The organism is Ignatzschineria sp. F8392 (assembly GCF_002252045.1).
Lineage (GTDB): Bacteria > Pseudomonadota > Gammaproteobacteria > Cardiobacteriales > Wohlfahrtiimonadaceae > Ignatzschineria.
In genome coordinates, this window is the sequence record NZ_NEFF01000002.1 from 48,583 (window position 1) to 63,514 (window position 14,932).

Annotated in this window: 13 protein-coding genes and 1 tRNA gene; 6 read left to right on the forward strand and 8 right to left on the reverse strand. The window is 42.2% G+C overall.

The genetic code is table 11. The features are described 5' to 3' along the window. Positions 1 to 82 precede the first annotated feature (82 nt). Both glyQ and B9T19_RS04480 read right to left on the reverse strand, forming a co-directional pair. On the reverse strand, positions 83 to 979 hold the full coding sequence (gene glyQ / locus B9T19_RS04475) for a glycine--tRNA ligase subunit alpha (protein ID WP_094567417.1): 897 nt from the start codon (positions 977 to 979) through the stop codon (positions 83 to 85). 191 nt (positions 980 to 1,170) lie between these two features. Beyond that, on the reverse strand, positions 1,171 to 3,456 hold the full coding sequence (locus tag B9T19_RS04480; protein ID WP_143436854.1) for a mechanosensitive ion channel domain-containing protein: 2,286 nt from the start codon (positions 3,454 to 3,456) through the stop codon (positions 1,171 to 1,173). A 189-nt stretch (positions 3,457 to 3,645) separates the two neighbouring features. Here B9T19_RS04480 and xseB point away from each other — a divergent pair, with 189 nt between their 5' ends. The 3 genes from xseB to dxs are packed head-to-tail and all read left to right on the forward strand — an operon-like array spanning position 3,646 to position 6,705. Then, positions 3,646 to 3,873 carry an exodeoxyribonuclease VII small subunit gene (gene xseB / locus B9T19_RS04485; RefSeq protein ID WP_233146794.1) on the forward strand — a complete coding sequence of 76 codons (228 nt, stop codon included), beginning with the start codon at positions 3,646 to 3,648 and terminating at the stop codon, positions 3,871 to 3,873. A 15-nt stretch (positions 3,874 to 3,888) separates the two neighbouring features. Next, the gene (locus B9T19_RS04490) at positions 3,889 to 4,764 is read left to right on the forward strand and encodes a polyprenyl synthetase family protein (RefSeq protein WP_094567419.1); all 876 of its coding nucleotides are present in this window, start codon (positions 3,889 to 3,891) and stop codon (positions 4,762 to 4,764) included. 9 nt (positions 4,765 to 4,773) lie between these two features. After that, positions 4,774 to 6,705, forward strand: coding sequence for a 1-deoxy-D-xylulose-5-phosphate synthase (gene dxs / locus B9T19_RS04495; RefSeq protein ID WP_094567420.1), 1,932 nt, complete (start codon positions 4,774 to 4,776; stop codon positions 6,703 to 6,705). A 282-nt stretch (positions 6,706 to 6,987) separates the two neighbouring features. Here the strand turns inward: dxs and rph are convergent, their stop codons facing one another. The 5 genes from rph to B9T19_RS04520 form a co-directional block, all read right to left on the reverse strand. Further along, positions 6,988 to 7,716: a ribonuclease PH gene (gene rph, locus B9T19_RS04500; protein WP_094567421.1), complete on the reverse strand. Its 729-nt coding sequence runs from the start codon at positions 7,714 to 7,716 to the stop codon at positions 6,988 to 6,990. Positions 7,717 to 7,996: 280 nt separating this feature from the next. Next, on the reverse strand, positions 7,997 to 8,215 hold the full coding sequence (infA, locus tag B9T19_RS04505) for a translation initiation factor IF-1 (protein ID WP_094567422.1): 219 nt from the start codon (positions 8,213 to 8,215) through the stop codon (positions 7,997 to 7,999). Between the two features lie 26 nt (positions 8,216 to 8,241). Next, positions 8,242 to 8,318 (reverse strand) — tRNA-Pro (locus B9T19_RS04510). A gap of 127 nt (positions 8,319 to 8,445) precedes the next feature. Beyond that, complete coding sequence (locus B9T19_RS04515; RefSeq protein ID WP_094567423.1) at positions 8,446 to 10,032, reverse strand: efflux transporter outer membrane subunit; 1,587 nt, start codon at positions 10,030 to 10,032, stop codon at positions 8,446 to 8,448. A 396-nt stretch (positions 10,033 to 10,428) separates the two neighbouring features. Then, entirely contained in the window at positions 10,429 to 10,902 is a 474-nt protein-coding gene (locus tag B9T19_RS04520) for a C40 family peptidase (RefSeq protein ID WP_158214349.1), read from the reverse strand. 163 nt (positions 10,903 to 11,065) lie between these two features. Here B9T19_RS04520 and guaA point away from each other — a divergent pair, with 163 nt between their 5' ends. After that, positions 11,066 to 12,310 carry a glutamine-hydrolyzing GMP synthase gene (gene guaA, locus B9T19_RS04525; protein ID WP_094567425.1) on the forward strand — a complete coding sequence of 415 codons (1,245 nt, stop codon included), beginning with the start codon at positions 11,066 to 11,068 and terminating at the stop codon, positions 12,308 to 12,310. 262 nt (positions 12,311 to 12,572) lie between these two features. Here the strand turns inward: guaA and B9T19_RS04530 are convergent, their stop codons facing one another. Continuing rightward, positions 12,573 to 13,112 (reverse strand): carboxymuconolactone decarboxylase family protein, encoded by a 540-nt coding sequence (locus B9T19_RS04530; RefSeq protein ID WP_094567426.1) that lies wholly within the window; start codon positions 13,110 to 13,112, stop codon positions 12,573 to 12,575. Positions 13,113 to 13,430: 318 nt separating this feature from the next. Here B9T19_RS04530 and B9T19_RS04535 point away from each other — a divergent pair, with 318 nt between their 5' ends. After that, positions 13,431 to 13,982, forward strand: a complete 552-nt coding sequence (locus B9T19_RS04535; RefSeq protein ID WP_094567427.1) for an adenylate kinase — start codon at positions 13,431 to 13,433, stop codon at positions 13,980 to 13,982. 101 nt (positions 13,983 to 14,083) lie between these two features. Beyond that, positions 14,084 to 14,803, forward strand: coding sequence for a hypothetical protein (locus B9T19_RS04540; RefSeq protein ID WP_094567428.1), 720 nt, complete (start codon positions 14,084 to 14,086; stop codon positions 14,801 to 14,803). The last annotated feature ends 129 nt before the right edge of the window (positions 14,804 to 14,932 follow it).

Consider the following 14,932-nt stretch of genomic DNA (forward strand, 5'->3'; position numbering starts at 1 on the left):
AATGACGAATATAATGGTGAACATGATGACGAATAAAAAAAGATGATGGATCAAGCCATCATCTCTCTATCACAAATATACTCTATGACTCTCTTTTTAACATAGGAAAGCCTAATCTTTCACGGGATTCATAGTAGCTCTTCGCCACCATTCCCGCCATTTTACGAACTCGTAAAATATAGCCTTGTCGCTCTGTTACGGAGATCGCTTTACGCGCATCTAATAGGTTGAAGGCATGGGAAGCTTTCAGAACCATCTCGTAAGCAGGAAGTGCTAGGTTCTCAGCTAAAAGGCGTGATACCTCTTTTTCGTAAAAATTAAAGGAATTTAGGAGAAACTCAACATCGGCATGGGAGAAGTTATAGTGAGATTGTTCTACCTCATTTTGATGGAAAACATCGCCATAAGTGATCTTACCAAAAGGTCCATCCGACCAGACAAGATCATAAACACTCTCAACTTCCTGAACATACATCGCAAAGCGCTCAAGTCCATAGGTGATCTCCCCTAAAACCGGTTTACACTCTAAACCGCCTGCCTGCTGGAAGTAGGTAAATTGTGTTACTTCCATCCCATTGAGCCAGACTTCCCAACCTAAGCCCCAAGCACCTAAAGTTGGCGACTCCCAGTCATCTTCTACAAAACGGATATCATGCTTTGTGACATCGATCCCTAACGCCTCTAATGAACCGAGATAGAGCTCTTGCATATTCTCGGGAGAGGGTTTAATCGCCACTTGGAATTGGTAGTAGTGCTGAAGACGATTAGGATTCTCCCCATAACGACCATCCGTTGGACGGCGAGAAGGTTGAACATAAGCAGCTGCCCATGGCTCAGGCCCTAATGCTCGGAGAAAGGTTGCCGTATGGAATGTTCCTGCGCCTACCTCAATATCATAAGGCTGGAGTAATGCACATCCCTGCTCTGCCCAATAGGTTTGCAGCGTAAAAATCATCTCTTGAAAGGTCATTTTTTTCATATTCAATATCTTTATTAAGCTCTATCTTATTGTGTCTTTTATTGTGTATTCTATTGTGTATTTTGTTGTATCTTCACTTGATCTTTATGTGGCCTCCATCTTACTGAAGATCCACCGGAAGTTGATCATGCGCTGACAGATCCTCTAATCACATCTGTTTTGATAAATTTATTTTGGCCATTATACCCCAATTATTGTCGATTGCGCGGCTCACTCTCTGCTTCCTCTAAAAAGGTCTCATCATCGAGGATCTCTTGCTCGACACGCTCAATAGGAAGAACTTCTCCCTGACGAAAACGATGTTCACGCTGAGGAACTGGAATCTCGATATTGTTATCTCTTAATGCACTGTCGATCGCCCACATATAAGCTGCGCGAATACCATTGGGACGTTTCACAGCCCGCGAGGTGAGCCAAACAACTAACTCAAACTCATAGTAGTAATCTTTAAAATCGACTAACCAAACAGCAGGATTACGTCCTGGAATTCCTTTTAAGGTGTGTGGCAACGCCTCTGCAGCGGCAAGAACCACTTCTCGAACAATCTCCTTATCTGTTCCATAAGCAACTCTAAAGGGGTAACGCATACGGCGCTGAGGCTCTTTAAGCGTCCAGTTGAGCATCTTGGTATTGATAAACTCAGAGTTAGGAATCACGATATCGACATTATCATTATCAGTAATAATCGTAGCGCGGACATTGATCTCTTTCACCTCACCCCAAAGAGGCTTTCCACTCTTTTGATCTTGTAGCTCAATAAAATCGCCCACCTTAATCGAACGTTCAAAGAGCAGAATCAGACCTGAAACAAAGTTATTAACGATCGATTGCAATCCAAATCCCAGTCCGATTGCAAGTGCCCCTGCGACAAGCGCAAAGTTGGTAAAATCAATGCCGACAGCAGTCAAACCATAGAGAAATCCAAAGAGGATAATAGCGTAGTAAGTTAAGCGCCCGGCAAGATAGTAAGCCGGTAATTTATCATCACCTCGCTTATTCCCCATACGATTGAAGACACGATTGAGCCAGAATGCGATCCACCAACAGACTAGGACAATGAGGAGAAACTGAAAGAAACTGATCGAGGTTACCGGTGTATCACCCACAGTAAAGAGTGGCGTTCTCAAAAGTTGCTTCACATTGCGCCAAGCATAACTGAGCGTGCTTTTCGTACGATTGATGGTATTCATCAATACGCCTTGAAACTGTAATAATTGATTCTCTAAGATCCGCCCCATAAACTGACTATCGGCAATCTCTGTCTGCAGCTTTTGTAACAGAACAGAGGTCTCTTGAATCAGCGTTAGGCGATCATTCGCGATGCCGGCAAGGAAGCTATTCTCATTGACGCCACCACGAATTTCAATATCCGCTAAGAGCGCATTGGTATTACTTCGCTCTACCTCATTCTGGTTGAACCAATCTTTCGCTTTAAGTGAGATCTCCTCTAAATTACGCTGACGATCGGCATAATTTTTCTGTATTCGCTCAACATCGAGCCCCTCTTCATCCGAGAGAATAGCCAAAATATCTCGCTCATTTTCATACATATCGAGCCGCGCTTCCAAAATCGCTACATTGATCTTCTCTTTTGCAACACGCTGATTGCGTAATCTTGCAACAGCTTGATCTTCTACAGTCTCATCAGGCAGCAGAAGAAGCTGTGATTGCTCCCGCAGTAATTTAGTATTTGCTTCTTGAAGACGAATAATAGTGTTATCGATCCGATCATTGAGCGCATCGATCTCATCACTGGTATAGGTTAAGCGGGTAATTGCGACATTTTTGATATCCTGAAGCTCACGAGACTCCGACTCAATAATACTTAAATTTTCACGCAACAAGCGTAAGCGCTCTGTCAATAATGCCTGCTCCGTCTGCAGTGTAATCACCTGCAATGAGGCTAAGAAACGAGCATGACTTCCCTCTGCGGTCTCAAGATAGGAGACAAAGCGATTATTAAGATCTCGGGTAATATCACGATATTGAACATCTTGATCACGAATATCTTCTCGAACACTGACAAGTTCGGTACTCAACTCCCGCTCACGATGGATAATTGTTAGTAGCTCACCAATACTATAATGTTCCTTCAATTCAAATTTGAAGCGCTTTTTCGTAACGCTCTTCTCTTTCAGAGCCACATAAGCAAAAAAGTTCGCGCTAATATGAGAGATCTTCGGCAATTCCCGCTTAAGAGCCTCTTCTGGCAATTTTTGTGACTCTTCATCAATACGTTGAATAAAGTCGATCACTGCCTGTTTAAGATCGCCGGATTTTTTATTTTCAAAATAGTTCCACCATGCTGTATTAAGTGACATAGGATCAGGAAGCATAAGCTCCTCTTCTTGACCACTTTCTACAGCACCTAATCCATTTTGCAGTAACGAGCTAATAGGATGAACCTGAGAAAAAGCGACACTTAAACTCATCAACATTATCAATAGTAGCGTTGAAGCTCGCTTTATATTGGTCACAGGCACCTCATATTTAAATTCTTGCTGAATCAGGGAGAGAAATAATATTTGAAAGTCCAAAATAACCGCAAAGTGAGTTGAAATCCCACATCGCAGATTAGATCAGACTTCGGTCTAATATTATTGCATATAGCGCCCACTCAATCTAGAATATGAGACCGAATTATTAATTATTTTAAGGAAATATCTGTGTCCGAAAAAATAAGTCAAGATATCGCTGAGAACTTAAGTATTGAAGCGCAATTAGAGAAGCTCACTAAAATTTTAGAAGCACTCGAAAATGATGAGCTTCCGCTAGAGGAATCTCTTCAAAAGTTTGAAGAGGGAATCAGACTAACAAAAGAGTGCCAAGCACTGCTTGAAGCCTCTGAAAAGAAGATCTCTCAACTCTTATCTAAAGAACAGATTGAATCATAAGGAGCTTAGCAACTCATGCCTACCGCTTGGTTTACAACGCAACTTCACCTCTTTGAAGCCGCTTTCACAAAAGAGCTTGAGAAGATCGAAGCCCCTGAGCGTCTTAAAGAAGCACTGCTCTATAGCACACTCAATGGGGGTAAAAGACTTCGCCCACTCTTAACCATCGCTAGCGGCGAGCTCTGTGATGCTAAGATGGCAGCAATTTTATCCATTGCCTCTGCCATTGAGATGATCCACGCCTACTCTTTAGTCCACGATGACTTACCGGCAATGGATGATGATGAGTATCGACGTGGCAAATTAACCTGTCATAAGGCCTATGATGAAGCGACCGCGATTTTAACTGGCGATGCGCTTTTAACCGCATGTTTTGAAAGCTTAAGTCATATTGAAGAGCTCTCTGCAGAGAAGAGATTACAGCTGATTCAACTCATTAGCCATGCTGCCGGCAGTGCCGGAATGGTCGGTGGGCAATATCTCGATCTCTCTTCTGAAAATAGAACCATCTCTCTTCATGAATTAGAGACACTACACCGTAAAAAGACCGGAGCACTCATCAAGGCTTCTATTTTAGCTGGGGCAATTGCCGGCGATACGGATCAATCAACTTATGATAAACTATCGGTTTATGCCGATAATATTGGGCTTGCGTTTCAGATTAAAGATGACATTTTAGATCTCATCGGAACCCAAGAAGAGCTCGGCAAAAAGCCTGGCAGTGATCTTCTTCAAGAGAAATCCACCTATATCTCACTTTTAGGGTTAGAAGATTCTATTGCAAAGCTTGATGAGCTCACAAATGAAGCTATTGAGCTACTCTCTCCTTTGGGTAAAAAAGCAGAACCACTGATCGATCTTGCCCACTATATTCAAAAGCGCAATCATTAAGGTTTTAGAATGAATCCAACACCACTTCTTGATCAAATCCAGTCACCTGATGACCTCAAATCCCTCTCTCTCAATGATCTTGAGTCACTCTCTATGGAGCTTAGGCAATTTCTGATTGGCTCGGTTCTCGATTCCGGGGGGCATTTTGCATCAGGCCTTGGAGTGGTTGAACTAACAGTGGCATTGCATCATGTTTTTAATACCCCTCACGATAAGATCATCTGGGATGTTGGACATCAAGCCTACCCTCACAAAATATTAACGGGGCGAAAAGATCAGATCCATACCATTCGTAAAAAAGGGGGGCTAGGACCTTTTCCCTCTCTTAATGAGAGCGATTACGATGCTTTTGGTGTAGGTCACTCCTCAACGTCAATTAGTGCTGCTTTAGGCATGGCGATTGGTGCAAAACATCATCATGATGAAAGTCAACAGCTTATTGCTGTCATTGGTGATGGAGCTTTAACCGCAGGGCAAGCCTTTGAAGCCCTCAATCATGCGGGTGATCTTAAGGCGAATCTTTTAGTGATTCTCAATGATAATAATATGTCGATCTCTCCCAATGTGGGGGCGCTCAGTACCATGTTGACGCGTACGCTCTCTAAGCCGGCGATTCAATCTATTCGTGAAAGTGGTGCAAAATTTTTAGAAAACCTGCCCTTCCCACAAGCACTCGATCTAGCAAAACGTGCCGAAACGCGTGTTAAAAGTGCCGTGGCAGAACAGAGCATTATCTTTGAAGAATTTGGCTTTCAATATTTTGGCCCTATCGATGGGCACGATCTGCCGACACTGATCACGACCCTTAAAAACTTAAAACAAAAGAGCGGCCCTCGCTTTCTCCATATCACTACCAAAAAGGGGAAAGGATATGCTAAAGCAGAAGCAGAACCCGTTAAGTTTCATGCCGTCTCTGCAGCGAAAAAGGCGCCTCAAGGTGTAACCTCTACTGACAAAGCGCAATCTGCAAAACAGGCTGAAAATGCGGTATCAAAAAAAGCATCGGGATTAACTTATACCCAGGTCTTCTCACAATGGCTCTGCGATATGGCGGAAATTGAACCCGATCTGATGGCAATCACGCCCGCTATGTGTGAAGGTTCTGGCCTTGTCACATTTAGTCAGCGCTTTCCTCACCGTTTTTTTGACACCGCAATTGCTGAACAACATGCAGTCACTTTAGGTGCGGGAATGGCGTTAGGCGGAATTAAGCCTGTCGTTGCGATCTACTCCACCTTCCTTCAACGCGCCTATGATCAACTGATTCATGATGTTGCGATTCAAAATTTAGATGTCACCTTTGCTATCGATCGCGCCGGTATTGTCGGTCCTGATGGCGCAACACATGCAGGAACCTTTGATATCGCTTATCTTCGTACGATCCCCAATATGGTGATTATGGCGCCTTCTAGCGAAGAGGAGTGCTATAAGATGTTAACCACAGCCTACCACTATCGAGGGCCGGCAGCAGTTCGCTATCCACGCGGGAAAGGGATAGGCACTCAGATCAGTGATGAACCGATAGAAAAGATAGAGATAGGAAAGAGCCGACTTCTACAAGAGGGAGAGTCGCTCTTAGTGATCAATATTGGCCCTCTCATTGAGAATGCAACTACCATAGCCAATCATTTTGGTGGAACCCTACTCGATCTTCGCTTTGTTAAACCTCTCGATCGAGAGATGCTCTTAAAGCTTGCGCGATCCCATCAAGCGATCATCACGATTGAAGATGGTGCGATCATGGGGGGTGCCGGCTCGGCCATCAATGAATTACTTGCCTCTGAAGGAATCTTTATGCCCATTAAACATTTTGGCATTAAAGATTACTATCCTGAACATGGAGAGCGAGAAGAGATCTTAGCCGATTATGGCTTAACGCCGGAAAAGATGATCAAAGAGACAGAAACTTTTCTTTCACTTTTTAAGCAGTCTGCACAATAGAGATCAGACCATAGAGGCAGATCATCTCCTATCTCTCTCGATTCGAAAATATTGATCGAGAAATGGCAGAAAAGATAGAAACAGAGAGAGATGTAGAGATTGATCGATTGATTGATTGAAAGTACAAAAAGAAGAATAAAAGCGTCAAAAAATAAACAGGTAAAACCAATAAGCCCCTTAACGACAGAACATCGTAAGGGGCTTACTCTTTTAGGACAATCAATCAGCTAATGTTGATTGATCTTTCGATCGATAATCAGAGAATCGATTGAATTGATAATCTTAATTGATCGCTTCAGCTAAAACAGCAACTTGTGCTGCTGTAATTTGGGCAATGCCCTTCTCTGCAAGTTTGATCATCTCCAATAACTCTTTCGTAGAGAATGGTGCTTGCTCTGCCGTTGCTTGCACCTCAATCATCTGCCCATTGTTATCCATAATCACATTCATATCGGTATCTGCGGCACTATCTTCAAGATAATCAAGATCCAATACTGGAACACCTTGGTAGATTCCTACAGAAATTGCCGCAATTTGACTAACTAACGGTGTCTTCTCTAATAACCCTTGCTCTACAAGCTTATGAAGCGCTAACACTAGAGCAATATAACCGCCTGAAATCGATGCAGTTCTCGTACCACCATCTGCTTGTATCACATCACAATCGATCGTAATCGTTCGTTCACCTAGTAACTCGAGATCGACCGCAGCACGTAGTGAGCGACCAATCAGACGTTGAATCTCTAAAGTTCGTCCACTCTGCTTACCTCTTGCCGCTTCACGACTTGAACGTGTGTGAGTCGATCCCGGCAACATGCCATATTCTGCAGTAATCCAGCCCTTTCCTTCTCCGCGTAAAAAAGGGGGAACTCGTTCCTCGATCGAGGCAGTGCATAATACTTTGGTATTGCCAAATACCGCTAAAACAGAGCCGGCAGCATGCATTGTAAAATTAGGAATAAATTGCAAAGAACGCATCTCATCTGCAGCTCTTTTTGAAGGTCTTACCATCTCTTATCTCTCTTTTTCAGTTGTGTATCGATACCACTCTAATTTCTACAATATAAAAAAGCCCGTTAAAAACGGGCTTTTTTAATAAAATCTTTAATTCTGATCAACTAGTCCGATTTGACCGATTTGACCTGTTTAAACTATTTAAACAATAGCATCAATACCCTATCGGGTATCGATTTAAGCATCTCTCTGTAAAGAGTTACCGATAGACTTACTATTAATCTACTAGTCAAATTATTAGTTGCATCACTAATTGCGGCCTATCAATAACTAATGACTATTTACCGCGATAAACGATACGACCTTTAGTAAGGTCATAAGGTGTTAATTCTACTTTAACTCTATCTCCCATAAGAATACGGATATAGTTCTTACGCATCTTACCAGAGATATGAGCAGTGATAACATGACCGTTATCTAACTCTACTCTAAATTGTGTATACGGAAGGGTTTCAATAACCGTGCCTTCCATTTCAATATGATCTTCTTTTGACATATAACTCTTTAATAACTTAGTAAGATTGGTCGGGACAGCAGGATTTGAACCTGCGACCCCTTGCACCCCATGCAAGTGCGCTACCAGGCTGCGCCATGCCCCGACGAAATGAGATCTAAATAATAGCAAATAAAAAGTGCCGTGACAAGACCCTTTCCCGATCCTGTCACTTTACCCTTCTTAAAAGTCTCAAGAAGAGGGGTTTTCTCCACTTTTATCTGTTATCTTCTTTACTCCTTAACAACCGTTTTAACTTCCTCTAGCTTTAAGCCAGGGAAAAGGGTATCGCTACTCCCACTCTCGGCGTTATAAGGTGCTTTTCGTGTTACTGCTAACTCTTTAGCAACAGGGTTATCCTTTGCTCTAGCCTTCATATAGTCTGTCTGATGAATTGCGTCAACTGTTCCCATACTCTGTGCTCCACCACCTAAAGCAGCGTAGAGCATGACATCATTGATATGCTTATTAAAGTAGGTCGTTAAGAGCGCTTGACGAGAGCTAAAGAGTGTTCGCTGTGCATCTAACACATCAAGATAGCTCGCAATTCCGTTAGTATAGAGAAGATTTGCTAAACGCAACTGCTCAGAGGTTGTTGCCACAAGATTTTGTTGCGCGCGCAATTGATCGCTTAATGGTTTTTTAGAGACTAAAGCATCTGCCACTTCTTGGAAAGCGGTCTGAATTGTCTTCTCATACTTCACTACTTCCACATTCTTACGAATATAAGCGAGATCTAAGTTCTTCTGAATTTTACCCCAATTGAAGATCGGAATGCTAATTTGTGGTGCAAAGGTCCACCCACTATGGCCCGATTTAAAGAGGTCAGAGAGTTCTGAGGATGCATTACCAAAGGTTGAGGTTAAGGTGATGCTTGGGAAGAAGGCTGCTCGCGCGGCACCAATATCAGCATTTGCGGCTAACAGTTGATATTCAGCTTCAATCACATCAGGACGCACCAATAAGACTTGTGACGGAAGACCGACGGGCAACTCCTCCGAGAACTGTTTTGCGCGTAATGAGAGCCCTTTAGGTAGATCTGTTGCCACCGCGCCCACTAACGTGTAGAGCGCATTACGCGCCTTACCTAACTGCCCTTCAATATTGGCCACTTGAGCTTGTGCTGAGAAGACCTGCCCTTTTGCTTGCGCTAGATCGAGATCATTAGCAATTCCTGCTTCAACCTGCTGCTGAACAAGATTATAAGAGGCTCGATTAGAGTTTAAGGTCTCTTTGGCAACTCGTAACTGCTCTCCTGCAAGTACTTCCGTTAAGTATGCTCGTGCAACCCCTGAAACAAGGGCGATCTCCGCTGCTCGTTTCCCCTCTTCCGTTGCTAAATATTTTGCAAAAGCGGCATCGCTTAAAGAGGCCGCTTTACCGAAGAAGTCGATCTCAAAGCTACTAACACCAAAGTTAAGTGATGATCTTTCTGCTACAGAAGGCTGGTTAGGTAAAGATTTATTAGCACTTCCCGTTTTAGTTCGAGAATAACCACCGGCCGCATTAAATCCTGGTAATTGATCCGCTACAGAGATCCCATAAGCAATTCGCGCTGCTTCAAGATTTAAGGTTGCTAATTGCAGATCCTTATTATTCTCTAACGCTAAAGCGATCAGCTTTTTCAGACGAGGATCTTTAAAGTAGTTCTCCCAACTGATCTGATAAGCAAAGGTTTGATCTGCTAATGTCCCTGCTTGGGCCCCTGATGAGACAGGGAAGCTATCAATAACAGGAAGTGCAGGACGCTCATAGGTAGGCGCCATAGAACAAGCGGCTAAAATAAAGGGAGCACCGACGAGTAACAGTGATTTTTTCATATCTTTGATCAACCTCTAGTTGAGTTTGGAGCAATACGTTTTAAATATAGGTTTATTCGCAATATACGAACTGCGGCAATACGGCAATTAATAGAACTATTAATTATTAAGATGAATATCTAGGGACAACCTCTTGAAAATTAATAATTCGATATCGATAGACTTCATCGATACGACTCATATATTACGCTTCATAATTAATTGAAAGATGGTAGGTATTGTATCAAGTGACAACAATGTTGTCATTATCAAATCACCTCTCTCTGCCTAGATCTTCACTCGATCTCTAGCATCTCTATTAAAAATTTCTATCAGGCATTGCTATCAGGGATTTCTATCAAACATTTTTATCAGATACTTCTATCTTGAATCTCTTCAAGTATGCCGGCGCTCGCTTTAGAGCTTACCATAACCATAGAAACGCTGTTGCCAATAAGGAGTATCAAACCGGGTAATCTCAACCCGTTTGCCAGAACTCGGCGCATGGATCATCTGATTATCGCCGATATAAATTCCCGCATGGGAGATACTCTTACCATTGGTGATAAAAAAAACGAGATCCCCCGGCTCCGGTTTATCGGTACGTTTCGCGTAACGATATTGGCTTCGAGTATCTCGCGGTAATGAAATGCCGGCATTTTTATAAGCATATTGAATCAACCCACTACAATCAAACCCCCGTTTAGGATCGGTCCCCCCAAAGAGGTAGGGACGTCCAATCTGTCCCTTTGCATGATAAATGGCTGAAAACTTTGCCCCGAGCAGATTCTCCTGCTTCACATCACTATCGGCAACGGCTAGTGAAATAGGGGCCAATAGTGCCGCTACAAAAAGAAAACATTTGAGCTGATCGGTTAAGCGGTTCTGCATCATCTCTCCCATAAATGAATTAATCTACAATCAATCGATCTACAAATTGTTAAAAGTCACCGCTATGGCAGAAATCCCTCGATAAATTGGGGTGTTGATAGACATTTTTGCTATACTTTACCCCTTAATCAATCCCTAGAATTGCATCAAGGATACATATTTTATGCCACAGCACTTAAATAATAGAATATTAATTGTACACGCAAATCAACAAGAAGCTCAAAAAATTGCACGTCTTCTACGTGATGCTCAATTTTACTCAGAAATTGTTACCCTAAAAGATCTTGCTGAAGCCCTCAAAAGTGGCCCAACAAAAGCGATCTTAAGTGACCAAGTTACAGCGATCGAAGCGCTTTTAGAGCGTGAATCTTTCACAACACCTCTCTTTGCCTTAGCAGAGGATAGCTCAGCGGAAGCGGTGATCGACTTTATTAAGGGAACAGGCGCAGAAGCGGTCTGGAGCGTTGATGCATTTATTGAGCATCACACTAAAGCGATTCAAAATAGCGTACAAAATGATGAGGTGATCTTAGGGCTCTCTGGTGGTGTGGATTCCTCTGTGGTGGCGGCACTGATCCATAAAGCGATCGGCCAACAGCTCACTTGCGTCTTTGTCGATACAGGTCTTCTTCGTCTCAATGAAGGGGATAAAGTGATGCGAACCTTTGCAGACAATATGGGAATCCATATTATTCGTGTCGATGCTGAAGCTCGCTTTTTAGAGGCGCTCAAAGGGGAGAATGATCCAGAGAAGAAGCGTAAAATTATTGGAGAGCTCTTTGTTCGTATCTTTGAAGAGGAAGCGCGTAAGCTCCCTAATGCGAAGTGGCTAGCACAGGGCACCATCTATCCTGATATCTTAGAATCGATCAATACCAAAGATGGGGTTGCCGTTAAATCTCACCATAATGTTGGCGGATTGCCGGCAGATATGAACCTCAAGCTTCTTGAGCCGATTAGCTCACTCTTCAAACATGAAGTGCGTGAATTAGGCGTTGCTTTAGGACTCCCTAAAGAGATGGTCTATCGTCATCCATTCCCAGGACCTGGCTTAGGCGTGCGTATTTTGGGAGAGATCAAAAAAGAGTATGCTGATATTTTACGTTTCGCTGATGATATCTTCATCGAAGAGTTGATAAAAGCCGATCTTTACGACACTGTCTCCCAAGCCTTTGCTGTTTTTGTACCGGTAAAATCAGTAGGCGTCTCCGATGATAAACGTGTCTATGACTATGTTATTGCACTACGTGCTATTGAAACGATCGATTTTATGACCGCACGTGCAGCGCATCTTCCTTGGGAGTTTATCGAGCATGTCTCTAATCGCATTATCTTAGAAGTCGATGGAGTTTCACGCGTCACTTATGATGTCTCTAACAAACCGCCTGCAACAATTGAGTGGGAATAATTAAGTACGAGAATAAAAATTAAAATAAAAAAAGTCCTTAACCTATGAAGTGAAGGTTAAGGACTTTCATAAACCTCTATTGAAAAATTGATCGACTATAACAATCTAATCTCATCAGAAAGAGCGCATTTAGGGGAAACTCTCTCCCTGATATCTCGCAATAGAGCTAATTAATGATCGCTCTCCTATCGTAATTCACCAATAGTCATCAACTAATAGTAATCAACCAATAGCGATTAACAGTCATCATTAACAGCGGCCATTAAACTAATGGCACTTCAGGAAAGTCGATCTTCGGATCAACGATATTGTTGAGCCAATTTGTAAAACTATTGAGGGCTGTAAAGAGCGTTAACTGAACAATATCAGCTTCTGTAAAACCTGCTGCTTTTGCTCGCGCTACTAACGCATCATCTAAGTTACCCTTCCCTTTAAGTACCGCTAAAGCAATATCGATAATCAACTGCTCGCGAGGGTCTTTCGCACGTCCATGTTGCGCTTCAACACACTCCTCTTCACTCAATCCTGCCATTCTTTTTGCAGTAAAGGTATGAGCACTAACACAGTAGTGACAGCCATTGTAATTGGCAACAGCCAATGCTAATAACTCCTGATCTCTTTTTGAGAACTTAGAGTTTTCCAATTTTGCTTGTAATGCTAAAAAAGCATCTAAGCTCATTCCATCAATGCCTAATGCACCAAAGAAGTTAGGTAACATTCCAAATTTGCCTTTCAATTGCGTTAAAATTGGCTTTGCAATCTCATCCGCAGTCTCTGGTGTAACTAATGTAAATTGTGTCATTCTTAATGGCTCCTAATTAATTCCTAGAGTTCTCTATTAATATTCTCTATTAACGACCCTTTCATATACTAACTTACATTATATATTTTTACAATTTGTTATCCCTATTTGCCCAGTTTTTTACCGATCATATGCACGATAACAGGCTTCTATCAACAATTGATGACTTACCTCTACCTCTTTCTCCCTCTTTTGTCTAATTTATAAGCTAAAATAGCAGTTCATAATTGAGCGCACTCTGCTTAGCGTGTATTATGAAGAGATTATCAAGCAATCTGTTATTGAACAGATTTTTATAATTTAAGGAGAGAGTTATCTATGCGTATTGTCCTGCTTGGCGCACCTGGGTCTGGAAAAGGCACTCAGGCTGAAAATATTGTTAAAAAATTTGGAATCACCCACCTCTCTACAGGGGATATGCTTCGTGCGGAAGTTAGTGAAGGAACGCCTTTAGGTCTTGAAGCTAAAAAAATCATGGATGAAGGCAAACTTGTCTCTGATGAGATCGTCCTTGGCATGGTTAAAAATCATATCCTTAAAGCAGAAAATGGCTTTCTTTTAGATGGTTTTCCACGCAACATCAATCAGGCAGAACAGCTTGATAAGCTCCTCGATGAGATCAATATGCCGATTGATAAGGTGATCTACTTTGATGTGCCTTTTGAAGTCATTAAAGAGCGCCTTAAATCACGTGGTCGTTCTGATGATACCGAAGAGACTATTCTTAAGCGCCGTAAAGTATTTGAAGAAGAGACTTTCCCATTAGTCGACTACTTTATCCTTCAAGGAAAACTTAAAACGATCAATGGTTATGGCGATGTTAATGAGATCTCTCAAGAGATCTTCAAAGTTCTAGATCCATCACTATAAGCTCACTCTGCTAATATAGGCAGTGTCATTGAGCAATGCCATAAAACAGTAATAGGCTACAAGCATCGCTTCGTAGCCTTTTATATCCCTTAAGGTTAAATATGAAACGAAATATCTTCTGGATTTTAGCCACAGTCCTCTTTATTGCAGTTTTTGCATACTTTGCTGCCCCCCTCTTTAAGCCCCCTAAACAGGGAAATATTGAGACAGAACCCTTTTGGGTTGTAGAAACCTCTCCGCAAAATCCCGATTATCTAAAAGTCTTTGAGATAACGCTCAATGAATCGGAGTTACAAGATCTTATCTATATTCTCGGCAACCGTCTCAGTCTCTCTCTCTTTGTTGAGGGCGATCAAAAGAGCCTAGAAGGATATATTAGAGAGACTCATATCGGAGGATTGACCGCCAGAATTCCTTTTACTCTCCAATTTGATGAAAGCGAAGTCAGCTCTCTTATGCCCTTTTTAACGGCAAGTAAAATGTCTACCTCAAAACGGCAGATCTATGAGATTCCAGAAGAGTATCATGGGCGCTTCATGCAGAATAAAATTGAGAATATCGCCTTTATCCCTATGGCGGTCAATCTCGATGAAACTGTTATTTTAGGGCGATTTGGCGATCATCCCATCAAACTGCAAGAGAAAGATAATGGACCATATCACTATCTCTATCCAGAAAAAGGGGTCGATATCTCGCTTGATGCCAAAGGGGAGTATCGTGCTATTGTCCAATATATAACGCCGGCAGAGTTCGATGAAAAGATTCTCAAGCCCTTAATTGAAAATGATGCAGAAGAGCGACCTCTTCTTGAACTCCAATAGGAAGAAAAAGTAATCTTCTCCCGCTGATTTTATATAGCAGGTTTGATATAGCTAACGTTATATCGCTTGTCACACATCTACTATCATCTATCGATATCAAAAGGATTCATTATCATTGAATCCTTTTTT